This is a genomic window from Nonomuraea sp. NPDC047529, from assembly GCF_040642995.1.
Lineage (GTDB): Bacteria > Actinomycetota > Actinomycetes > Streptosporangiales > Streptosporangiaceae > Nonomuraea.
The window spans coordinates 136,727-159,462 of record NZ_JBEYTJ010000012.1 but is presented as its reverse complement, the minus strand read 5'-3'; the positions used below and the strand labels follow the sequence as shown (position 1 = coordinate 159,462).

General features: G+C 68.4%; 21 protein-coding genes. 14 read left to right on the top strand and 7 right to left on the bottom strand.

All coding sequences use genetic code 11. The features are described from left to right. The first annotated feature begins 101 nt into the window (after positions 1 to 101). Complete coding sequence (locus ABZ815_RS21355; RefSeq protein WP_357700397.1) at positions 102 to 377, top strand: hypothetical protein; 276 nt, start codon at positions 102 to 104, stop codon at positions 375 to 377. 99 nt (positions 378 to 476) lie between these two features. Here ABZ815_RS21355 and ABZ815_RS21350 read toward each other — a convergent pair whose 3' ends face one another. After that, positions 477 to 1,028 (bottom strand): TetR/AcrR family transcriptional regulator C-terminal domain-containing protein, encoded by a 552-nt coding sequence (locus tag ABZ815_RS21350; RefSeq protein WP_357700394.1) that lies wholly within the window; start codon positions 1,026 to 1,028, stop codon positions 477 to 479. 92 nt (positions 1,029 to 1,120) lie between these two features. On the opposite strand from ABZ815_RS21350, the gene ABZ815_RS21345 reads away from it, so the two are divergent. From ABZ815_RS21345 to ABZ815_RS21335, 3 genes are all read left to right on the top strand, one after another. After that, positions 1,121 to 2,269 (top strand): NAD(P)/FAD-dependent oxidoreductase, encoded by a 1,149-nt coding sequence (locus ABZ815_RS21345; protein ID WP_357700390.1) that lies wholly within the window; start codon positions 1,121 to 1,123, stop codon positions 2,267 to 2,269. Further along, positions 2,266 to 3,126, top strand: coding sequence for an alpha/beta hydrolase (locus ABZ815_RS21340; protein ID WP_357700388.1), 861 nt, complete (start codon positions 2,266 to 2,268; stop codon positions 3,124 to 3,126). Before ABZ815_RS21345 ends, ABZ815_RS21340 begins: the two co-directional genes overlap by 4 nt. Before the next feature lie 256 nt (positions 3,127 to 3,382). Continuing rightward, positions 3,383 to 4,078: a hypothetical protein gene (locus ABZ815_RS21335; RefSeq protein ID WP_357700385.1), complete on the top strand. Its 696-nt coding sequence runs from the start codon at positions 3,383 to 3,385 to the stop codon at positions 4,076 to 4,078. Between the two features lie 120 nt (positions 4,079 to 4,198). Here the strand turns inward: ABZ815_RS21335 and ABZ815_RS21330 are convergent, their stop codons facing one another. After that, positions 4,199 to 5,416 (bottom strand): WD40 repeat domain-containing protein, encoded by a 1,218-nt coding sequence (locus ABZ815_RS21330; protein WP_357700383.1) that lies wholly within the window; start codon positions 5,414 to 5,416, stop codon positions 4,199 to 4,201. 345 nt (positions 5,417 to 5,761) lie between these two features. Between ABZ815_RS21330 and ABZ815_RS21325 the strand changes: the two genes are divergently transcribed. The 10 genes from ABZ815_RS21325 (at position 5,762) to ABZ815_RS21280 (ending at position 13,465) form a co-directional block, all read left to right on the top strand. Beyond that, positions 5,762 to 5,905: a hypothetical protein gene (locus ABZ815_RS21325; RefSeq protein WP_357700380.1), complete on the top strand. Its 144-nt coding sequence runs from the start codon at positions 5,762 to 5,764 to the stop codon at positions 5,903 to 5,905. A gap of 166 nt (positions 5,906 to 6,071) precedes the next feature. After that, complete coding sequence (locus ABZ815_RS21320; RefSeq protein WP_357700378.1) at positions 6,072 to 6,263, top strand: hypothetical protein; 192 nt, start codon at positions 6,072 to 6,074, stop codon at positions 6,261 to 6,263. A gap of 295 nt (positions 6,264 to 6,558) precedes the next feature. Next, complete coding sequence (locus tag ABZ815_RS21315; protein WP_357700375.1) at positions 6,559 to 6,993, top strand: S26 family signal peptidase; 435 nt, start codon at positions 6,559 to 6,561, stop codon at positions 6,991 to 6,993. A 51-nt stretch (positions 6,994 to 7,044) separates the two neighbouring features. Continuing rightward, complete coding sequence (locus ABZ815_RS21310) at positions 7,045 to 7,917, top strand: winged helix-turn-helix domain-containing protein (protein WP_357700373.1); 873 nt, start codon at positions 7,045 to 7,047, stop codon at positions 7,915 to 7,917. A 96-nt stretch (positions 7,918 to 8,013) separates the two neighbouring features. Then, positions 8,014 to 8,193, top strand: coding sequence for a hypothetical protein (locus tag ABZ815_RS21305; RefSeq protein ID WP_357700370.1), 180 nt, complete (start codon positions 8,014 to 8,016; stop codon positions 8,191 to 8,193). 67 nt (positions 8,194 to 8,260) lie between these two features. Then, complete coding sequence (locus ABZ815_RS21300) at positions 8,261 to 8,758, top strand: MauE/DoxX family redox-associated membrane protein (protein ID WP_357700368.1); 498 nt, start codon at positions 8,261 to 8,263, stop codon at positions 8,756 to 8,758. Further along, positions 8,758 to 9,243: a hypothetical protein gene (locus tag ABZ815_RS21295; protein ID WP_357700365.1), complete on the top strand. Its 486-nt coding sequence runs from the start codon at positions 8,758 to 8,760 to the stop codon at positions 9,241 to 9,243. The genes ABZ815_RS21300 and ABZ815_RS21295 overlap by 1 nt, the downstream gene beginning before the upstream one ends. Beyond that, positions 9,240 to 11,039 carry an ABC transporter ATP-binding protein gene (locus ABZ815_RS21290; RefSeq protein ID WP_357700362.1) on the top strand — a complete coding sequence of 600 codons (1,800 nt, stop codon included), beginning with the start codon at positions 9,240 to 9,242 and terminating at the stop codon, positions 11,037 to 11,039. Before ABZ815_RS21295 ends, ABZ815_RS21290 begins: the two co-directional genes overlap by 4 nt. A 1,253-nt stretch (positions 11,040 to 12,292) precedes the next feature. Continuing rightward, positions 12,293 to 12,757, top strand: coding sequence for a sigma factor (locus ABZ815_RS21285; protein WP_357700360.1), 465 nt, complete (start codon positions 12,293 to 12,295; stop codon positions 12,755 to 12,757). 141 nt (positions 12,758 to 12,898) lie between these two features. Next, positions 12,899 to 13,465, top strand: coding sequence for a hypothetical protein (locus ABZ815_RS21280; RefSeq protein ID WP_357700357.1), 567 nt, complete (start codon positions 12,899 to 12,901; stop codon positions 13,463 to 13,465). A 69-nt stretch (positions 13,466 to 13,534) separates the two neighbouring features. On the opposite strand, the gene ABZ815_RS21275 is transcribed toward ABZ815_RS21280, so the two are convergent. From ABZ815_RS21275 to ABZ815_RS21255, 5 genes are all read right to left on the bottom strand, one after another. Continuing rightward, a complete protein-coding gene (locus tag ABZ815_RS21275; RefSeq protein WP_357700354.1) occupies positions 13,535 to 14,461 on the bottom strand; it encodes a helix-turn-helix domain-containing protein in 927 nt (308 codons plus the stop codon). Positions 14,462 to 14,578: 117 nt separating this feature from the next. Continuing rightward, complete coding sequence (locus ABZ815_RS21270; protein ID WP_357700352.1) at positions 14,579 to 14,968, bottom strand: DUF5655 domain-containing protein; 390 nt, start codon at positions 14,966 to 14,968, stop codon at positions 14,579 to 14,581. A gap of 133 nt (positions 14,969 to 15,101) precedes the next feature. Then, on the bottom strand, positions 15,102 to 16,190 hold the full coding sequence (locus tag ABZ815_RS21265) for a LuxR C-terminal-related transcriptional regulator (protein WP_357700349.1): 1,089 nt from the start codon (positions 16,188 to 16,190) through the stop codon (positions 15,102 to 15,104). 62 nt (positions 16,191 to 16,252) lie between these two features. Then, entirely contained in the window at positions 16,253 to 16,462 is a 210-nt protein-coding gene (locus ABZ815_RS21260) for an MbtH family protein (RefSeq protein WP_357700347.1), read from the bottom strand. 30 nt (positions 16,463 to 16,492) lie between these two features. Then, positions 16,493 to 22,708, bottom strand: coding sequence for an amino acid adenylation domain-containing protein (locus ABZ815_RS21255; protein ID WP_357700345.1), 6,216 nt, complete (start codon positions 22,706 to 22,708; stop codon positions 16,493 to 16,495). Positions 22,709 to 22,736: the final 28 nt, after the last annotated feature.

Sequence of the window (22,736 nt, the reverse complement as noted above, 5' to 3'; positions counted from 1 at the left end):
CAAGGAGGAGCCACTGGCGCTGAGCACGTGATCCCCTGTCGTGTACGTCACTGGACGCACACGACAGGAGATACTCAGACCTCGGACGTCAAGGTGGTGCGATGAGTGAATCCGAGGTGACGCTGCGGCTCCCGGACGCGATCGAGCTCTTCAGCGATCTGAACGAGTTCGTCGTGTCGCTCGACCGGATCCGCTCCAGGATCGCCTTCGCCGACGCGAGCCCGCAGATCCTGGTGGACTACATGGTCGACCGTGAGCTGTTCCAGCGTCTGGCCAAGTGGCGGGGGCTCCTGGGCGACGCCGTGGAAGCGGTGATCGGGGACGAGAGACTGGAGGAGATCGCCGAAGAAGGGTACGTGTACCCCGGCAATCCTTGATCCCTCGAAGGGGGACGGCACCTACGGCGAGCACACCACGGTCGAGGGCCTGACCGGGTTCCGGCCATCACCGGGCGCAGGCGACAGGGCGTCGTCACGTCACTGCGCCAGGGTTCCTCTGACGCCGGAGACGATCAGGTCGAGGCCGGCCTGGAAAGCGCGGTCCCGATGCTCTCTGGGCCAGCCGTCGGCTCCCGTCTTGCGGTTCTGTTCCTCGATCGTGTAGCCGTTGGCGTAGGCCAGGACGGTGTCCACGGCGACGGCGGCGACGTCAGCGGGGATCCCCGCGGCGACCAGGGCCGCGATGAGACGTTCGAAGGTGCTGACCGCCTCGTCGCCCGGGTGCTGGAAACCGGATATGAGACGGGCGCCGTCGCGGTGGGCCAGCATGATGTCGCGCACGCCGGACGCCACGCCGCGCAACAGCTCGTCCCAGGGGGCGTCGGCGAGCGGCGCGACGTCGTCCGCCACGCTGACCAGGTGCGCGACCATGGCGTCCAGCAGGGCCTGCTTGCTGGGGTAGTGCCGGTAGAGGGCGCTCGCCCGCACCCCGAGCCGGCTCGCCAGCAGCCGCATGGTGAGCGCGTCGAGGCCTACCTCGTCGAGCAGTCCGATCGCCGCCTGCAGCACCTCGGTGCGCCGCTGCCCCATCGTGTCCTCCTGAAATCGGGGTTGACAGTCCTGCCCGAGCTACGTGAACAATGTACACGTGAACGTTGTTCACCTGTGAACGGAGGACCAAGATGACACGTGTCCTGGTGATCGGCGCAGGGCTCGGCGGGCTGACGCTCGCGCACGCCCTCATGCGCGCCGGCCTCGACGTGAACGTGTACGAAGCCGACGACGGCACCGGCGAGCGGGCTCAGGGCTACCGGATCGGACTCGCGCCGCCCGCGTTGGCGGCCTTACGCGCCGTCCTGCCGCCCCGGCTGTACCAACTGGCCGAAGCCACCAGCGGCGGCCTGACCGGGCCGGGGCTGCTGTTCGACCACCGGCTCACGCTGCTCGGCAGCGACCTGCCCGGACCGGAGGAGGCCAGGGCCTTCGACCGGCAGGTGCTGCGGCAGGTCCTGCTCGGCGACCTGGACGGCCGGGTCGCCTTCGGCAAACGCCTGAAGGACCACACCGAAGAGACGGACGGAACCGTCACCGCGCACTTCTCCGACGGCACGCGGGCCACGGGCGACGTGCTGGTCGGAGCCGACGGCGGCAACTCCGCGGTGCGGCGCCGGCTGGTGCCCGAGGTCCGGCTCATCGACGCCGACCTGTGCGGGGCGATGGGCCGTACCCCGGCCACCGACCGCTTCCTGGAGCTCGTGCCAGGACGCGGCACGATGGTCAAGGGGCCGGGGATCACGCTGATGCTGGGACGCATGCAGTTCGACAGGGAGCCCGGCGAGGCCGCCGCCGAACTCGTACCCGACCTGCCCATGCCCCGCCGGGAAAGCTACGTGCGATGGGTGCTGCTCCTGCCGCCGGACCATCCGGCGACCGCCACACCGGACCGGGGGGACGCTCGCGACCTGGTGCTGGAGCTCATCGAAGACTGGCATCCCGACCTGCGGGACCTGGTACGCGGCGCCGACCTGAGCGGCGCGGGCCGCTCCAAGGTCCACGACCGTCCGATGCCGTCGTGGCCGGTGGGCCGGGTCACGCTGCTGGGCGACGCGGCCCACCTGACGCTGGCCAGCGGCGGCAACGGCGCCAACACCGCACTGCTGGACGCCGTACGGCTGAGCGCCCGCCTGACCGAGGTCGATCAGGGCCGACGGGAGCTGATCCCGGCTCTGACGGAATACCAGCGCGACCTGCTGGAACGCGGGAACGCGGCAGTGGAGGCCGGCAAGCGGGCGGCGCACAGGTTCGTCCCGGCCGGGGGCGAGGCGCGATGAGGAATGAGCCGCGCATCCTGCACGATCAGGTTCTTTCTGCCGACGGAACCACGATCGGCTATCGCCGCCGTGGCCGCGGCCCCGGGCTGATCCTCGTCCACGGCGCGATGCAGGCGTCGCAGCACTTCACGAAGCTCGCCGCCGCCCTGTCGACAGACTTCACCGTCTATGTGCCCGACCGGCGCGGACGCGGGCTGAGCGGCCCGCACGGGGCCGACTTCAGCGTCATGCGGGAGGTCGAAGACCTGCAGGCGCTCGTCACGGCGACCGGCGCGTCGCAGATCTTCGGTCTGAGCTCGGGCGCGCTCGTCGTCCTGCGTACGGCCCTGACCACGCCCGCCCTTGACCGGCTCGCCCTGTATGAGCCCCCGCTGTCCATCGACGGCTCGGCGCCGATGGACTGGGTGCCGCGCTACGACCACGAGGTAGCCGCGGGAAAGAGCGCATCAGCGCTGGTCACCGCACTGAAGGGGCTGGACGCCGAACCGTCGCTGTTCAGCAGGATCCCCCGCTTCGCCCTCGTACCGCTCCTGGCGATCGGCGCGCGGTTGCAGGGCGATGGGCCCGCCGACGAGGTGCCGGTCAAAGCGCTCATCCCGACGCAGCACTACGACATGCAGGTGGTCAGGGAGATGGCCGACACGATCACGGACTACGCGACGCTCGATGCGCGGGTCCTGCTCCTCGGCGGCACGAAGAGCGCCGACTACCTGCGCCTGGCACTCCGGAAACTGTCCGAGACGCTGCCCCGCGCCCGACATCTCGACCTGCCAGGAGTCGGACACTCAGGCCCGGAGGACGACGGATCCCCACTCGTCGTAGCCCAGGCCCTACGAGACTTCTTCAGCGAACAGTGACGAGGTCACGAATGTCCGGCTACGCCGTCATCGAATCCCTGGAGCCGTGATGTCGGAAGACCCTCTTCACCTGTTAGGACGCCTACGGCTGGGCAGGGAGGAATACTGCCAGCGTCTCCTGACCATGCTCATCGTGGGCGGCCCCCATCCCCCGTGGAACAGCCGCTCCCGGCCTTCGCCTCACGGAACCCGGTTCCTGCGATCGCTGGACGAGTTGTCGTTCGGTCAGAGCGGCCGGCACACCCAACCGCTCTTCGTGGACGAGTTCGAACTGCGCCCGAGGCACGACGACGAGCAGGGCGGGGCACCCGATTACGCCGTACTGTGGGCCGATCGTCTCTGGATGATCGAGTTGAAGACGGAGACGTCGAGCCACCGGCGCGGTCAACTCACCTCGTACTATGCTCTCGCCGGCCATCACCATCCCGGTCTGAGCGTGGATCTCACCTACTTGACACCGCCCTTCACCTTCACGCCGCCAGCCGGCCAGGACGACATCAGGTTCGCGCACGTCACCTGGGCCCAGATCTTTCCGCTGTTGCGCGAGGTGTGGGGCAACGGCACGGACACGGAACGTCAGGTCCTCACCATGCTGCTTCAGGCACTGGAGAGCATCGGATCGAACTGGTCCGACTGGCGGGCTCAGCGAGTCGGTACGCCAAAGGACGAGCCGCCGGCCATCGAGGACATCGCCATGGCGTTGGCCGAGGCCACCGCCCACGACGGACGGCAGCGGGCTGTGAACCACCCGACGGCAGACCTGGACCTGCTCCAACGTCTCCGCATGACCCTACGAGAAGCCATCTGCGTCGAGCCGGAGCAGTCCCCTCTCCGGTACGTGAAGCCATGGCTCTGGAACGCCGCAACCAGCGGCGGGATCGCGCTCTCACCCTCCGGCCGAGACGTCGGCTTCGAACTCCGCCTCTCCCGATACCGCAAGCCGGTGTGCTGAGGTCAGGGTGGCGCGATGAGCGAACCCGAGGTCACGCTGCGGTTGCCGGACGCGATCGAGGCTTCCATTTCTACGCCGACTCCTCGACGACAACGGCCTGTCGCGACTTCGCCGCCACCTCTACGAATTCAACGTGCGTATTCGAGCATGCAAATTGTCGATGCGCCGGTACAGCGCTTGGTGGTCGGGCGGTTGGGTGCTCTTCCACAACCGCACCTTCCTGTCGGCACCTGCGGTGGCGAGCAGATGGCCGTGGGGGTGGAAAGCGACGGCCCGGACCGGACCTGTATGGCCGCCGAGAGGCCGCCCCACTTGCTTCCCGGAATCGACATGCCACAACCGGACCAATCCATCATCGCCGGCGCTGGCCACCAAGTCCGCTCCCGGGTGGAAGGCCACCGACCGGACCGGGCCGATATGGCCGATGAACGGACCGGCCATGGCGCGCCCGGACAGGGGATCCCACAACCGCACCGTTTCGTCGTCGCCGCCGCTGGCCAGCAAGTGCCCGTCCGGATGAAAGGCCACCGTCACGACTGCGCCGTTGTGACCCGCCAAAGGCTCACTTGCCGCCTGCCCGGACGTCGCCTTCCACAAGCGCACCATGCCGTCGTCCCCGCCATTCGCCAGCAGGTGTCCGTCGACGTTGAAGGCGAGGGCCCAGCCGGCGCCGTCGAGGTTGATCAGAGGCCCCTTCAACGGCCTTCCAGTTTTGGTGTCCCACAACCGCACGGTCCCGTCTATGCCACCGCTGGCAAGGATGTGCCCGTTCGGGTGAAAGACCACCGACCAAACACTGCCGGTATGGCCGTACAGCGGTTCCCTCGCTGGTTTCAGGCCGTCAAGATGCCACAGGCGGATCGTCTTGTCGCTTCCACCACTGGCCACCAGATCCCCGTCGGGATGGAAGGCCACAGCCACGACGGCACCTGCATGGCCTGACAAAGGCTCCCGCCACGGCTTCCCCGTCACGGTGTCCCACAGCCGCACGGTTCCGTCGCCGCCGCCGCTTGCGAGGATGTGCCCGTTCGGATGGAAGGCCACCGACCAGACGGCGCCGGAGTGACCTTGTGCCGGCGATCCCTCCTCCGGCCGATACAAATCCTCCTGCTCATGCAGGAGATCGAGGGCCGGCCCTTGAGCGTCTTCGTTCCGGGCCGTGGGCTCGGCCCCGGAATCCAGAAGGCTATTGCTCTGGGCGCGCATATTGTGGGCGGCGATCCACAGAGCTTTGAACTCGGTGACGTCGCCCTTCAACGCCTCGACCACGAGCTCCAAATTGCCCCATCGAGGCAGGTTGACGCAGCGGATCACACCGTGCGCGGTGGAGTGGCTCATCGCTCCCGTCTGCTTCGCCAGAGTCCGGCTGCTGGGCTCGCCTGCGTGCAGATGCAGGTCCCGCAGGCGCTCACGTAGAACGGCCAGGGGATCCTCCGGCAGAGGGGCTTGCGGAGACATGGTGATGTCAAGATTCCAGAATTCTCGAGAACGTAAACCACATGTGGCACATCTCCCCACAGCGTCACCTGGGCTGGGTTGTCAGGTTCTGTCAGCCGACGTACGGGTTCATCGGATCGCGTAAGACCTTGGCACGGATCGTCAACGGCTATTCGGCACGCCGCATCCTGAAATCGCACCCTCGGCGTCGGCCGGGGTGATGCCGAACTCCAGAAGGGAAGCTCCATGATGATGCTGCCCCACCTCGTCGCACTGGTCGTGGCAAGCGCCGCGTTGCTGACACTCCCCGCCGTCATCTACATGTTCTCGGCCGACTCCGGACGCCGATCCCGTGCGCTGCGCCTGCTGCGCCTGCTGCTGCGCCGTTAGCATCCGCTTGCTCCGGCGAAGGCCGTGTCGCCTCGACCAGTTCTCCCGGGTCCTGGTCACCACCGGCGGGCCCGTCACCTCCCGTGTCGAACAATCTGCGGGCATGGATTCCGCAAGACGCGCTGTCACCACGGAAGTCCTGACCACGCCGACCTACGCTTCCCCCATGGCTTTTGTTATCCCAGAGATCAAGGTCGGCCTGGCCGAGCTCGGTGGCGGGCCTGACGCCTGGTGCTCAAGATGCGGCAAGCGCGCGAGCCTGTACTACGTTGATCCGGCGACCGGTAGACCCACGTACGTCTGCACGGCCGACGCCGGCGCCGAGGTGGAGGCAATGCTCTTGCGCTCCCCCGACTAGGCGGATCACCACCGCGATGCCGGCTCTTCGAGCCTCCGCGCCGAAGAGCCGTCGGAACAAGGCGTTCGTCGACGCCATCCCCACATGAACAGGGCGTCACTCTGCGACACGAAAGCCGTCGCGCGGTACCTGACGCCGAAGCAGCTCCGCCTCCTTGAAGATGCTCCTCCACAGCGGCAGCCCAGGCACGCGACGCCATGACCTCGGCCGTCCCGAGCAGGCCCCCGCGCAAGCGGAGGAGGGTTCTGCACCCGCAATCCTTGAGCCCCACAGGTCGGACGCTTACGCTCACGCCATGCCCGTGATCGCCGCATTCGCCGCCCTGCTGGTCATTGTCGTGTTCCTGGCCAGGCGCCGGCTGGCGGTGGTGACGGTACGCGGGGAGAGCATGGTGCCGGCGTTGCGGCCCGGCGACCGGTTGCTGGTGCTGCGCGGCAAGGCGGTCAGACGCGGGCAGATCGTGGTGCTTGAGGCGATCGGGCCGGGGATGCGGTGGCGCGAGGGGCCGCTGCCCGAGGTCACGTCCGCCGAGTGGGTGGTCAAGCGGGTCGCGGCGCTGCCGGGTGAACCGGTGCCGCCGGAGTGCCCCGGGCTGCCCTCGACGGTCCCGCCCGGAAAGCTCGTGGTGCTGGGCGACGGGGAGGTCAGCGCGGATTCGAGATTATGGGGACTTGTACCAGCTGACCGCGTTCTGGGGGTCGTCCTACGCACCCTTGTTAGTACGTCCTAACAGCCTCATACTCCATTATGTCCGGACATTTCCTGACAACGGGGCTGGGATATGCGTCTGGTCTTTTCTGCCGCAGGACTGGCCACGACGACCTTCATCATCTCCCCCCTGCACCACACCCTGTTCGCCGCCCTGTGCCTGCATCATCCCGGTTTCGCCATACCCGGATCACCGTGGCGGGACCTGGCGCGCAGGACGCCCGCCAGAGCCATGCCGTTCGTACGACGCGTCCACCACGCGCCGCACAGCGTGTCCGGCTTCCTCTGGGCCGACCTGCCACTGCCGTCCGGAGCAGGCACACTCAACGACGAACTCGACGTCCAACCCGGTCTCCGCGACGTCGCCGACGCGCTGCGCGCCTTCTACGTCAGCTGCGTGGCCCCGGAATGGGACGCGATACACCGCCGCCTGAGCGCGCACGTGAACCGATACTCCGAGCTGATCTGCGTACGAGGCTTCGGCCGTACGCTGCCCAGACTCACCCCCAGGCTGAGCTGGTACGGCTGCGCCCTGCAGATCGACACGTCGGACATGTGCCCGTCACCGGTGGAGCTCGGTGACGGGGGCGTGGCGTTCTCGCCGCTGATGTGCGCCAGCCGCTGCTTTCTCGCGCTGTCGCCGCCCCGCGGCGACCGCAGGGCCGTCATCGCCTATCCGGTCAGCGACGAGGGCACCCGGCACCCGGTGTCGGTGGACGCCCTGGCCCAGGTCGTCGGGCAGGCCCGCGCCAGGGTCCTGCGCTCGATCGGCGGCGGGTCGGCGACCGGCGAGCTGGCCAGGTCGCTGGCGGTGAGCGCCTCGACGGTGTCCGAGCACGTGACGGCGTTGCGGCTGGCGGGGCTCGTGAACACCTACCGCGAGGGACGGGCGGTGCGGCACGTGCTCACCTCGCTGGGGCACGAACTCCTCGAATACAGCGCCTGATTTGTCGCATTTCGGTGGCGGTCCGAAAGGATTGCCCCTCCCCTGACCCGATGGTGATGATCAGGCGAATACAGCCCCTCTCACCCAGGAGGTCGGATGACTCGCACACTCAAGGCGTTGGGCGACCGTATGCTCGGCGCCCTGCTGCCCGCCAGCACCGCGGACGCCAGGGGGTGCCCCTACGAGTGCTGGTGCTACCACTGGCTCGACCACACCGCGTACACCTGCGTGCGGCCGGACTGCACGACCTACGTGTCCTGCTACGAGTGCTGCTGACCCTCCACACCCCGCCCACGACCCCTCCGCGAGGGGCGTGGGCGGACCCCACCTGCGCAGGAGTGCCATGCCGTACATAGAGCTGGGCTGCAGGGCCGTGCTCTGCCTCGTCTTCCTGGCCGCGCTGGCGGGCAAGGCCACCGGCTGGCGCGCCTTCGTGTCCTCCGTCCCCGGTCTGGCTCCCGGACTGCCCGCCGCGCCGGTCGCGGTGGCCGTACTGGCCGGTGAGAGCGCCGCCGTGGCGCTGCTCGCCACGGGCGAGCGCGCGGGATTCGTGCTGGCCGCCGCGCTGTCGGCGGCCTTCGCCGCCGCGATCCTGCTGGCCCTGCGCCGCGGCTCCGCCGCCACCTGCCGGTGCTTCGGCGTCACCGCCGCCCCGCTGAGCCGGACCCAGGTCGTGCGCAACCTGCTCCTGATCGCGGTCGCGGTCACCGGCTGGGCGATGCCGGGCGGGCGCGTCGAACTCGCCGGGGTCGCGCTGGCGCTGGTCGCCGCCGCGGTGCTCGCCGCCGTTCTGGTGCTCTTCGACGACCTCGCCGACCTTCTCCTGGAGAGGAACCTCTGATGCCGTACGTCATCGCAGCCCTGGTCATCGTGGGCGTCGTGAGCGCGCTCAACCTGGTGCTGACGCTCGCGGTGATCCGCAGGCTGCGCCACGCCGAGCAGCACGCCGCGCCCTCGGGGCCGCCGCTGCTGCCGGTGGGCTCGACCGTCCCCGACGTGCGCGGGATCGGCCGGCCCGCGATGATCGGCTTCTTCGACACCGAGTGTCAGGCCTGCCCCGGGCAACTGCCGCCGTTCCTCCAGCTCGTCGCCAACGCGGGCTACTCCCCCTCGCAGGTGCTCGCCGTCGTGTCCGGCCCCGACGGGGAGAGCTACGCGGACGCGCTGCGCGGCAGCGCCACCGTGATCACCGAGCCCGCCAACGGCCCGGTCTGCCTGGCCTTCCCCAACTCCGCCTTCCCCGCCTTCTACCTGCTCGACGACTCCGGCCGGGTCAGGTCGCGCGCGGTCACCGTGGCCGGGCTCGGCGCCCCCGTCACCGCATGACCCACGACGTCTCGCCCGGCGTGCTGCGGCTGGCCGGAAGGGCCGTGACGGTGTGGGGGCTGGCCTGGCGGGCCGCTCCGCTCGCCGCCGTCTGCTCGGCGCTCGCCGTGATCGTCGGCGGCACGACGCCGGTGGCCGCCGCCTGGTGCACCAAGCTCATCCTGGACGGTCTGGCGGGCAACCGGGCCGTCCTGGTGCCCACGATCATGCTCGGTGTGGTGGGCCTGGTCGCCGCGCTGCTGCCGCACCTGACCGAATACACCGACGGACGGCTGCGCCGCGGCATGGACCTGCTGACCCGCGAGCGTCTGTTCACCTCGGTCAACACCTTCGTCGGACTCGGCCCGTTCGAGAACCCCCGCTTCCGCGACCGGCTCAGGCTGGCCGAGCAGGCGGGGACGGGCGCCGCCAACCAGATCCTGGCCCCCAGCCTGGCGCTGGTGCGCGGGCTGGTCACGCTGGCCGGGTTCGTCGCCGCGCTCATGGCGCTGAGCCCGGTCATGACCGGGATCGTCCTGCTGTCCGCGCTGCCGTCGCTGGGGGTGCAGCTGTCGCTGAGCAGGCGCAAGGTACGTCTCGGCTGGACGCTCAGCCCGGCGATGCGCCGCCAGATCTTCTACGCCGACCTGCTCACCGAGGTCGAGCCGGCCAAGGAGGTGCGGCTGTTCGGGCTCGGCACGTTCCTGCGCGACCGTCTCCTCGGCGAGATCCGCGCCGTCAACCACCAGGAGCAGGCCCTGGAACGGCGAGCGCTGGCGGGACACGGGCTGCTGGCCCTGCTCGGCGCGGCGATCGGCGGCGCCGGACTGATCTGGGCGATCGCCGGCGGCCGGCTCGGCGTGGGCGACGTGGCCGTCTTCGCCGCCGCCGTCGCCGGGGTGCAGGGCGCGTTGTCCGGCGGGGTCACCCAGCTCGCCCGGCTGCACCAGGCGCTGCTGGTCTTCGGTCACTACCGCGCCGTCGTCTCCGCCGTCCCCGACCTTCCCGTACGTCTCCCGCCGCGCCCGCTGCCCGCGCTCCGCTCCGGGATCGAAGTACGGGACGTCTGGTTCCGCTACGGCGAGGAGCAACCATGGGTGCTGCGCGGAGTGGATCTCACCATCCCGCACGGCGCCAGCGTCGCGCTCGTGGGACTCAACGGCGCCGGAAAGTCGACGCTGGTCAAACTGCTGTGCCGGTTCTACGACCCGACCCGCGGGGCAGTGCGCTGGGACGGGACGGACCTGCGTGACGCCGACCCCGCCGAACTGCGCTCCCGGCTGACCGCGGTCTTCCAGGACTACGTGGCCTACGACTTCACGGCCGCGGAGAACATCTCACTCGGCTCACTGGGCGCCTCCCCCGACCAGGTCAGGGCGGCGGCACGCCTGGCAGGGGTGGACAAGGCGCTGGACAGCCTGCCGCACGGGTACGACACGTTGCTGAGCAACCGCTTCCTCGACGCCGCCGAGGCCAGCGGCGTCGTCCTGTCCGGCGGCCAGTGGCAGCGCCTCGCCGTGGCCAGAGCGTTGATCCGGGGCGAACGCGACCTGCTCATCCTGGACGAGCCGAGCGCCGGACTCGACGCGGAGGCCGAACACGCCATCCACCAGCGGTTGCGCGAGCGCCGGGCCGGCCGCACCAGCCTGCTGATCTCCCACCGGCTGAGCGCCGTCAAGGACGCCGACCTCATCGTGGTGCTGACGGACGGCAGAATCGCCGAACAGGGCACCCACACCACCCTGATGGCCGCAGACGGCGAATACGCCCGCCTCTTCACCCTCCAGGCCAGCGGCTACACCGTCGACATCCACTGAAGACTGTCGCCACCACCTCGCAAGAACTGGTAGCCGGATGGCGCTTGGCAACGAAGCCGAGAATAGGCTCGTGGAGTACCTGCTGCCTGACGAGGGACTTCAGTGTCGGCAGCCTAGTGGGACGGGGTCGCTGGACGCTGCATTCGTCCAGGGAATGGGGTGGCATCGTGATCGTGACAAGAGAGGGGGAACAACTCATCGAGCTCTCCGTCCTCAGCGTTCCTGGAACTGAGAACTGGGTCGCCGAGATCTGAGATCTAGCGCCGGATGGTGGAGAGCTCATGCACGTCCACAAGTCGACAACCGGAGAGATCCACGTGGTCGTGCTCGACGAAGGGCTGGACCCTGCATTCATTGCGCGGTGGTCACGACGCGCGGCGGAAGAACTGCGCGACTAATGCCCCACACACACCGGCGAGCTGCGACCGCCACCGGGAATCATCCGGCATTCAGGTGACGGACCTACAAAGGGCCGACCGCCAGGCGCGCGTCCTGCTCCGAGAACGAGACAGGGAGTTCCAGCCGTCGCGGACGGGATCGTCACCGGCGCCGCAGTCAGGTGTCGAAAGACGCGCAGATCACAGGCAACGTTGCGGCAGCAGGTCGGACGGCCCAGCCGAACTTGGCAGACCCGGGCGTCCCAGGAACTTGCCAGGAGTCTGAGGACCTGATCATTCGCCTGGCGCGGGTGAACCCGGTTGGCCCATCGACGGGTGCACGGCGAGATGGTGCGGCTTGGCACCCGTCAGCGACGGCCACCGTGCGCCGTACTCTGCGCCCCTCCTCCGCGATCAACGCGTCCAGGTTTGCCACCCCACAGGTGGTGGTGACGGGCGTGGCCGGGAATCGCTTGGCCTTCCCGGTGCCCTGGCAAGCGGACGGGAATCCCATGGATCCGGACAGCGCGCTCCCCGGTTCGATCCGGACAAGGACACGAACTGCTTCGATCTGGTGAGAAAGCGAAAGCCCGGTGCCCCGAACGGAGGGGAACTGCAGGGGGTCGGGAGCCGGCGATGAGGGCATCGGGGTGTGGATGGGCGGTCGTAGGGGTGACCGCCCGGCGCGTGCGATAAAGCCCGGCCGGAGTCGGGGAAGCCACGCTCAGATGGCCTGGAAACGTCCGGCGGTGGTCCTGGTGCGGCGGTTCCGCATGTCTGCAATCTTACGGGGCGACTTTGTCCGGGCTCCTTTGTCTGCATGGAAACAGAAAGGGCCGTGGCATGAAAGTCACAGAACAACGTTGGCATGTCCTGATGGCGTACCGGCCGCGACTGCTGGCCTTGGCGAAACGTATGGGGGCCGGGGCGGACGCGGAGGACGTCGTCCAGGACGCGTTGCTGCGTACCGCCACTTTCGCAGGACTGGAGGAGGAGCGGGCGTGGCCGTTCCTCGCCACCGTCACGACGCGACTCGTGGTCGACCACCACCGCCGGATGGCCCGTGAACAGGCGTTATGCCGCCACGCGGCGCTGATGCCGCGCCCCCACGGCTTCGAGGACGCCGTGGCCGACGGGGACGAGGCCAGGCGCGCGGCCCCTCTGATCGCGCTGCTCGACCCCGAGATCCGCCATGTGGTCCACCTGCGGATGGAGGGCGCCACCTGGGGGCAGATCGGCGTCGCGCGCGGCGAATCGGCCGCCACCGTCGAGATGCGGTATCGCCGTGCGACAGCCCCCGTGCGGCGGGCCATGAACCGCCCGGCCGGAAAACGGCGATGAATTCCGTCGAGCTTCCCGCCCAGGAACGTATTACCGATGAAAGGTTCGTTCAGGCCGATGTGCGATTCTCGGGAATCGCGGAAAAGGACAGCAATGAGAAGCCTGCGAAGGCGTATTCCGCTCGTACGGCATGCGTTTGTCGTGCTGCTGGCGGCGGCGCTCGCCTGCTTGATGCTCGCGCCCGCGGCGGGAGCGGAGAGCAGGACGTCCCAGAAGGTCTCGTCGTCTCTGACGGATCCCGACACCGAACTGGCCACCACGGAGAACGGCGAGGAACCGCTGGACTCCATCTCCAGCGAGGATTATCTCGCGAAGCTCGCCCAGAACGATGTCGTCGTCTCGGCGGAGGAACGGACCCAGATCATGGCGAGTTCCTGCTGGATCTACACCGGCTACCGAGGCGGCAAGAACCGCGTCGGCCAATGGCTCTGGAAGTATTTCCAGAGAATGGACTACTGCCGCGACGGCTCCCGGATCACCAGCGCCCACTTCTACACCAGGTGGGCCGAGGTCTACATGGTGGGCTGGTCGTTCAAGGCTCACGAGTCGCTCGTGAGCAACGGCGGCCGGGGAGCGGCCCAATGGCGCAAGCGGACCCAGGGCGTCTTCTGCCTTGTGCCGTACTTCTCCTGCATCCAGGAATCGCACCCCTGGGTGGACATGACCGTCTACGGTAACGGCGCGAGGTCCTTCAGCGCCGGAGGCTGACACACGAGAGCGCCGGTCCGGGAAGAACCCCGGGCCGGTGCTCTGTGCCGTCGGCGGCGAACGGGAGCGTCATGATCTCCCACGGTAACGCGACGGTGAGATCCCGGCCCACGCCACGAACGCCTGCCGTAAGGACTCGGCGGAGGCGAACCCGCACCGCCGGGCGATGGCCGCGACCGACTCACGCGTGCCGGTGAGCAGCTGGGCGGCCGCTTCGAGCCGCGTCTCGCGGACCAGCCGCGAGGGGGTCCGGCCGACGCACTCGACGAACAGCCTGCTCAGATGCCGCTCGCTCACCCCGGCGAGCGCGGCCAGACGGGCGACGCCGAGATCCTCGTCCAGATGGCTGACCACATGGTCGGCGTGCGCGATCCGGTTGAACATGCTCACCTGCGCCTGGTCCCCCGGCCTTTTCAGGTACGTGACCATGCCCATGGCGACGCGGCGGGCCAGCTCGGACCCGTGGTCCTCCTCGATGAAGGACAGCGTGAGATCCAGAGAGGCGGTGACCCCGCCTGACGTCGCGACCGTGCCGTCCCGTACGAAGATCGGCGCGGGGTCGACCCGTACGTGCGGGTATCGGGTGGCCAGCCGTCCGGCCTCGTACCAGTGCGTGGTGGCCCGGCGGTTGTCGAGCAAACCGGCTGCGGCCAGCACCGTCGCCCCGGTGCACACGGACGCGACCCGCCGCGACAGCCCGGCCAGCCGTACGACCTGACTGACGAACCGAGGGTTGGCGGCGGCGGTCTCGTGCCCTTGACCGCCCGAGACGATCAGCGTGTCGATCGGGCCGCCCATCGTGTCGATCCGCCCCTGCCCGGGCAGCTCCAGCCCGGAGTCGCACCGCACGGGCCGGCCCATCGGAGTCGCGAACACGACCCGGTACGCCGGGTCGGCGCCCTGCCGGTTGGCGTAGTCGAAACCGGTCGTCACGCACGCGACGTCAACGAGCTCGATGCCGTCGAAACCGATGACGACCACCAGCCGTCCAGTCATGACTACACGGTACGAGCGAGCGACGGAACACGCACTGCCGACTTTCCCACTGCGGGCTCCGGGACGGCTGCGGCAACACGAGTGCCGCCGTCGAACGAGAAGTGGGGTGCCCGACGATCAGCTGGCGACCAGGCCTCCCAGATGTCCGCCTTGCCCAACTTCGTACGCCTCGCGGAGCCAGCCGGCGAACCCCTCATCAAGCTCGGCGAGATCAGAGATCCGGAAGGTATGAACGTACAACCGCTTCGTGTACGGGGACACGCTGCTGATGCGGGCGTCGTGGCCGATCGTGCGCTGGATGTCGAAGTACCCTCGGAGCCCCCGCGTGTCCGGCTTCGCTCCGGCGAATCCTCGACGTGTGCCCTTGACGGTGATCATGCTCTTGGACACCGCGTACGTGAAGGGCCCGCATGCCTCAACCAGGCTGACAAATTCGTGGTACAGGGCTATCGATGCGTCGGGCTTGCCCTCAAGGTGATCGTCGATCGTCCATGTCCGCTGGCTCATGGACCGAGAAACTAGCAAGCGGTGGCGACAGTTTTCGGACTGCGGAGCCGTACTGATCGGGACGCGGGCCATGCAGCCCGGCCCGGAGCCCCGCACCGGCCGGGACCGGCCGGGACCGGCCGGGGCGCGGCCGTCATGGGCCGAAGCCTTGCGCGGAGGGGTGGGGACGTGGGCCCCGGGCGGATCGCGCGGCCGCATGGCGTGACCGCTCGGTCCACGCGCCCTCCAAGGGCTCTCTTGCCAGCAGTCCCATCTTGGTGACCTTCACGGCCGCCTGGAATCGGGTCTCCACGCCCAGGCGGTCCAGCAGGGTCGAGATCACGCGGCTGAGCGTCCTGGGCGATACGTTGAGCCTTCGCGCGATCGCCTCGTCCTTGGCGCCGATGGCGAGCATCCGGATGATCACCCTTTCCTGGGTGGACAGGATTCTGTCCACGCATTCCGCGTGATCAAGCACGTTCGCTATCGGGACGGCCTCGGACCAGTGGTATGCGAACACCGCGTACATCGATCTGACCACCTCCATGCTGTGGATGGCCACGACGCCGAGAGAGGTGTCCTGCGGGTCGATGGGCAACAGGGCCAGGTCGTCGTCCATGAGGGTCATGCCGAGCGGCAGATAACCGCCGACCCGGATGTCCGCCCCGTGACGCATCGCCTCCATGCAGTAGTCACGCATCACGGGGTGCGCCACCACATGATCGGAATAGAGGACCCGCATCTTGACGCCGCGGGACAGGGCCCGCACCGTCCTCGACAACATCTCGTTCGTGGCGTCGATCGCGGGCGCGCTGGGATGGATGGCCAGCTCCTGCTGCTTCACCTGGGAGGATCGATGATCGAGGAACTCGCTCAGCTCCGTCGAGGTTCGCAGCAACTCGACGTTCACGCCGTTCCCGTGCCGCTCGCCGGGCGAGAAGTCCCGCAGCAGCATGTGCAACGCCTCGCGGAAATGACCGAGCCGCCGGTGGTAGCTGGCCGCGAGACTCCGCTCCAGGTCGAGCAGCCGGGAGAGTGCCACGTCGGGATTTACGATGATGTATCCCGTTGTGGCCTGCGTGGAAGGGACGAGCAGTCCGAGCTGTTCCAGGCACATGATGGCTGCCTCGATATCGACTGTCTCGGCACCCACCTCCGCCGCCACGGAGGGCGCGTCCCATGTCGCCCGCGATCCCGCGGTCCGGTAGAGCAGCGAGGCCAGCCCGTTGCGCACGTCCGACATCGTTGAATCATTCACCAGACCCTCACCTTTCCAGGAACGGGTGTAGCGCAGGGTGGCCCGACTCACCCCGCCGATTCCGCACCTCTCCTGAAGAGGCGCCCATCGCTCCAGTTGTTCTCGATGAACTCCAGGCATTCGGCACGTCCGCCGGGCCCGAACGTGACCGTCCAGCCATCGGGCACCTCGATGTCCACCGGCCACAGGGAATGTTGTCCGGCGGCGTTGACGAGAGCCTCGTACTCGCGGCCGTGGTCCTCGAAGGGATTGGTCATCACGCTTCCTCCGTTGTCGTGCCGATACCCTCACGCATCCGTCTCCTCGGCGGCGGACGCATGTGCGACGAGCCCCCGCAGCGCCTGGAACCAGCGCTCGGCCAGTGATCGGACGGCCTCTTCCGAGACCGCCTCCGCGGCCCAGGTCCAGATCGCCACCAGCCGCGTCCCGTCGGCCGAGTCCTGGGTGATGGCGTTCACCTCGACCTGGTGGGGCAGGGGCAGGTCCGCGGCGCGCGTGCCCTGGATGGCCTGCGTGCCCGGAGCGAGGGCCCAGCTCTCCTCCTCGTCGCCGAGCGTGATCCGCCCGAGATAGTTGAAGCCGATCCGCGGCCGTGGACGGCCGGCCAGGCTCGATGAGGTCCGTTCGTTCAGATGGCGCAGCAGGCCGAACCCGATGCCGTTGTCGGGGATCGCCCGCAGTTGCTCCTTGACCCGCTCGAAGGCGGTTCCCATCGCGGCCGTACCGGCGCGCACCGCCTCCCAGTCCACCTGGCCAGGGTCGAGCCGGACGGGGAACATGCTGGTGAACCAGCCGACCGTGCGTGACAGATCCACATCCGGGACGATCTCCTCGCGCCCGTGCCCCTCGACGTCGATCAGGACGGCCGAGCCGGCGGCGCCGCGTTCGGGCCAGTGTCCGACGGCGAGCGCGAGTGCTGTGAGCAGTGCCTCGTTGACCCTTCCCCCCAGGGCGGCGGGCACCTTGGCCAGCAGGTCGCGGGTGGCCGCCGGGGAAAGGGTCAGTGTCAGATGGCGCGCGGTGGCGACGGCCTCGGCGTCGTGACCGCCGCCGAGCGGCGGGTCGGCGGTCTCCAGGACGTCGCGCCAGAGCTCCAGCTCCCCTTCCCGCGCCGGACTCGCCGCCTCGGCGCGCAGCCTCTCGGCCCACTGCCGGAAGGAGGTGGCCACGGGTGGCAGGGTCACCGGCCGGCCGGCGCCCACCGCCTCGTACGCGGCCGCCAGGTCCGGGAGCAGGATGCGCCACGAGACCCCGTCCACCGCGAGGTGGTGGACCATGATCAACAACCGGCCGGGGCGGGACGGACCGGCGGCGAACCAGACGATCTCGACGACGGCACCGGCCCGGACGTCCAGGCGGCGGGCGGCTTCCGACCGGTGTGCCGTGATCGTCCGCGCGAGCTCGTCGTCCGGGAGTCCCGCCACGTCGACCCGCCGGACACAGGACTCGCCGGGAAGCCCGTCCGGCGGATTCACGCGGAGTGACCATGCGCCGCCGGCTTGCGAGAGTTGCAGTCGCAGCGCGTCGTGATGTCTACGGACATGCCCCACAGCGGCGCGCAGGTGATCGAGATCGAGATCGGCCGGCACGGTCACGACGACGCTCTGGCTGAACTCGTCGACGGATCCGCCGAGATCGCGAAGCCAGTGCATGATCGGTGTGAGCGTCACGGGGCCCGTCCCGTCGTCCGCGGAGGGCGTCGACGGTTCGCCGGCGTCCTCCACGAGGGAGACGAGCCCTCTCACCGTCTGCTGTTGCAGCAACTGCCGCGGACTGAACGTCAGCCCTTCCTTCTTGATCCTGGCCAGCAGCTGGATCGCGATGATGGAATCGCCGCCGAGGTCGAAGAAGTTGTCGTCGACGCCGACCCGCTCCAACCCGAGCACCTCGGCGAACAACCCACACAACAACTCCTCCCGCTCACTCCCCGGCCCACGCCCCGACACCCGATAATCCGGAACCGGCAACGCCCGCCGATCGACCTTCCCATTCACCGTCACCGGCAACCGATCCAAAACCACCACCGCCGACGGCACCATCGCCTTCGGCAACCCCTCAGCCGCCCCCCGACGCACCCACCCCCCATCCAGCCCCACCCCAGCACGCGGCACCACATACGCCACCAACCGCCGATCCCCCACCCGATCCTCACGCACCACCACCGCCACCTGCGCCACCCCCGGCAACCCAGCCACCACCGCCTCCACCTCACCAAGCTCGATCCGCACCCCACGAACCTTCACCTGGTCATCCACCCGACCAACAAACTCCAAATCCCCATCCACCCGCCACCGCACCACATCACCCGTGCGATACATCCGCTCACCCGAAACAAACGGACACGCCACAAACCGCTCCGCCGTCAACCCCGGCCGATTCACATACCCCAACGCCAAACCCACCCCAGCCACATACAACTCCCCCGCCACCCCCACCGGCACCGGCCGCAACCACTCATCCAACACAAACGCCCGCAAATTCTCCAAAGGCCGCCCCATCGGCGGCACACCCTCCACCACCCCCAAAACCCCACTCAACGTCGCCACCACCGACGTCTCCGTCGGCCCATACGCATTGAACAACGCACGACCACCAACCCAACGCCGCAACAAATCACCACCCCACGCCTCACCACCCACCACCAACACCCGCAAATCCACCAACTCCATCTCCGGCACCGTCACCAACGCCGCCGGCGGAATCAACCCATGACTCACCCGCTGCTCCACCAAAAACCGCCCCAACTCCTCCCCACCAAACACACCCACCGGACACACCACCAACGCCCCACCCCCACCAAAAGCCCACAACAACTCAAACACCGACGCATCAAAACTCGGCGAAGCAAACTGCAACACCCGACACCCCGGCCCCACACCAAAACGCGCCACCTGCACCGCAGCCAAATTCACCGCACCCGCATGCGACACCACCACACCCTTAGGCCGCCCCGTCGACCCCGACGTATAAATCACATACGCCGGATCATCCACCCCCAAAACCCCCAACCGCTCCCCCACCACCAAATCAGCCGACGAACAACCCCCCACCGGAAAATCAGCCAAATCCCGAATAACCAACCCCGCCCCCGAATCCGCCACCATAAACTCCACCCGCTCCACCGGATACGACGGATCCACCGGCAAAAAAGCACCCCCCGCCTTCACCACCGCCAAAACCGCAACCACAAACTCCACCGACCGCGGCAACACCACCGCCACCACACACCCCGGCCCCACACCCCGACCCACCAAAACCCGAGCCAACCGATTAGCCCACCCATTCAACTCCCCATACGACAACTCCACCTCCCCCACCACCAACGCCACCTCACCACCAAAACGCCCAGCCACCCCCTCGAACAAACCACCAAAGGTCTGCTCGGAAACGGCGAGCTCGTTCTCGTGCTGATCGGTCACGAGGCGGCGCCATTCGTCGGCGTCCAGCACGTCGAGCCGGCTCATCGGCGTGTCGGGGGCGTCCGCCACCTGCGCCAGGACCCGCAAGAACCGCGCGAGGAGCATGTCCGCCGCGGGCCTGCCGAACATGTCGGCGGCGTATTCCAGCGTGCCGTGCAGGCCCGCCGGCCGGCCGCCGTCGTCGAACCGTTCGGCCACCTCCACCGACAGGTCGAACTTGGTGGTGCCCGTGGGGAGGACTTCCGTCTCGACGGCGAGCCCGTCCAGGTTCGAACGGGGTGCGGCGTTGTTCTGGAAGGCCAGCATCACCTGGAAGAGCGGATGCCGTCCCAGCACGCGCGCGGGGTTGAGCATCTCCACCAGATACTCGAACGGAAGGTCCTGGTGGGCGTAGGCCTCCAGGTCCACCTCGCGCGTCCGGGCCACCAGCTCCCTGAAGCTGGGATCGCCGCCGGTGTCCACGCGCAGCACCAGGGTGTTGACGAAGAACCCGACCAGATCGTTCAGCGCTTCGTCGGTGCGGCCGGCGATCACCGTGCCCACCGGGACGTCGGTGCCCGCGCCCATCCGGGTGAGCAGCGCCGACAGGGCGGCGTGCACCACCATGAAGACCGTGGCGCGGCTCTGCCTGGCCAGGCGCAGCAGGCCGGCATGCACCGAGGCGTCGCACTCGAACCGGAGCACGTCGCCTCGGCCGCCGGAGCCTTCCGGCCGGAGCCGATCAGCGGGGAGCGTCAGCTCCTCGGGAAGGCCGGCCAGCTTGCCGGCCCAGTACTCCCGCTGCCTGCTGATCAGGCTGCCGGGGTCGTCCTCGCCGCCGAGCAGCTCGTGCTGCCACTGCGCGTAGTCGGCATACTGCACGGGCAGGGGCGCCTGGCCGGGGTCGCCGCCGCGGCGGCGCGCGACGTAGGCGTGGGACAGGTCCTGGACGAGGGGAGCCACCGACCAGCCGTCGCAGGCGATGTGGTGAAGGACGAGCAACAGCACGTGATCGTCAGGGGACACCGTGAAGAGGGACGCGCGCAGCGGCGGCTCGGCCGACAGGTCGAACCCGCGCGTCGCCGCCCGCCTGAGCGCCTCGGCCAGCGACGCCTCCTCCACCGCGGCCTCGGCCAGTCGCGGGCCGGCTTCGGCCGGGCTCAGGATCCGCTGGGCCGGGACGCCGTCGAGATCGGGGAAGATCGTCCGAAGGCTCTCGTGCCGGGCCACGACGTCACGCAACGCCGCATCCAGCGCGCCCACGTCCAGCCGCCCCTTCATCCGCAGCGCGATCGGCACGTTGTACGTCGCGGCGTCCGTCTCCAGGCGGTGCAGGAACCAGAGCCGCTGCTGGGCGAACGACAGCGGCACGGCCCCGGCACGCGAGGTCGGGGCCAGCACGGGCCCCGAGGTCGCGTCAGGCGCGAGCCCTCGGGCCAGTTCGGCGGCAGTGGGCCGGTCGAAGACGGCTCTGACGGAAAGCGCCGTGCCCAGCTCGGCGCGTACGCGGCTGATCAGCCTCGTGGCCAGGAGTGAGTCTCCACCGAGGTCGAAGAAGTTGTCGTCGACGCCGACCCGCTCCAACCCGAGCACCTCGGCGAACAACCCACACAACAACTCCTCCCGCTCACTCCCCGGCCCACGCCCCGACACCCGATAATCCGGAACCGGCAACGCCCGCCGATCGACCTTCCCATTCACCGTCACCGGCAACCGATCCAAAACCACCACCGCCGACGGCACCATCGCCTTCGGCAACCCCTCAGCCGCCCCCCGACGCACCCACCCCCCATCCAGCCCCACCCCAGCACGCGGCACCACATACGCCACCAACCGCCGATCCCCCACCCGATCCTCACGCACCACCACCGCCACCTGCGCCACCCCCGGCAACCCAGCCACCACCGCCTCCACCTCACCAAGCTCGATCCGCACCCCACGAACCTTCACCTGGTCATCCACCCGACCAACAAACTCCAAATCCCCATCCACCCGCCACCGCACCACATCACCCGTGCGATACATCCGCTCACCCGAAACAAACGGACACGCCACAAACCGCTCCGCCGTCAACCCCGGCCGATTCACATACCCCAACGCCAAACCCACCCCAGCCACATACAACTCCCCCGCCACCCCCACCGGCACCGGCCGCAACCACTCATCCAACACAAACGCCCGCAAATTCTCCAAAGGCCGCCCCATCGGCGGCACACCCTCCACCACCCCCAAAACCCCACTCAACGTCGCCACCACCGACGTCTCCGTCGGCCCATACGCATTGAACAACGCACGACCACCAACCCAACGCCGCAACAAATCACCACCCCACGCCTCACCACCCACCACCAACACCCGCAAATCCACCAACTCCATCTCCGGCACCGTCACCAACGCCGCCGGCGGAATCAACCCATGACTCACCCGCTGCTCCACCAAAAACCGCCCCAACTCCTCCCCACCAAACACACCCACCGGACACACCACCAACGCCCCACCCCCACCAAAAGCCCACAACAACTCAAACACCGACGCATCAAAACTCGGCGAAGCAAACTGCAACACCCGACACCCCGGCCCCACACCAAAACGCGCCACCTGCACCGCAGCCAAATTCACCGCACCCGCATGCGACACCACCACACCCTTAGGCCGCCCCGTCGACCCCGACGTATAAATCACATACGCCGGATCATCCACCCCCAAAACCCCCAACCGCTCCCCCACCACCAAATCAGCCGACGAACAACCCCCCACCGGAAAATCAGCCAAATCCCGAATAACCAACCCCGCCCCCGAATCCGCCACCATAAACTCCACCCGCTCCACCGGATACGACGGATCCACCGGCAAAAAAGCACCCCCCGCCTTCACCACCGCCAAAACCGCAACCACAAACTCCACCGACCGCGGCAACACCACCGCCACCACACACCCCGGCCCCACACCCCGACCCACCAAAACCCGAGCCAACCGATTAGCCCACCCATTCAACTCCCCATACGACAACTCCACCTCCCCCACCACCAACGCCACCTCACCACCAAAACGCCCAGCCACCCCCTCGAACAAACCACCAAAGGTCTGAATCGCGCCCTCGTTCATTTCCAGCTCCGTTCGTCAGAGTAAAAGG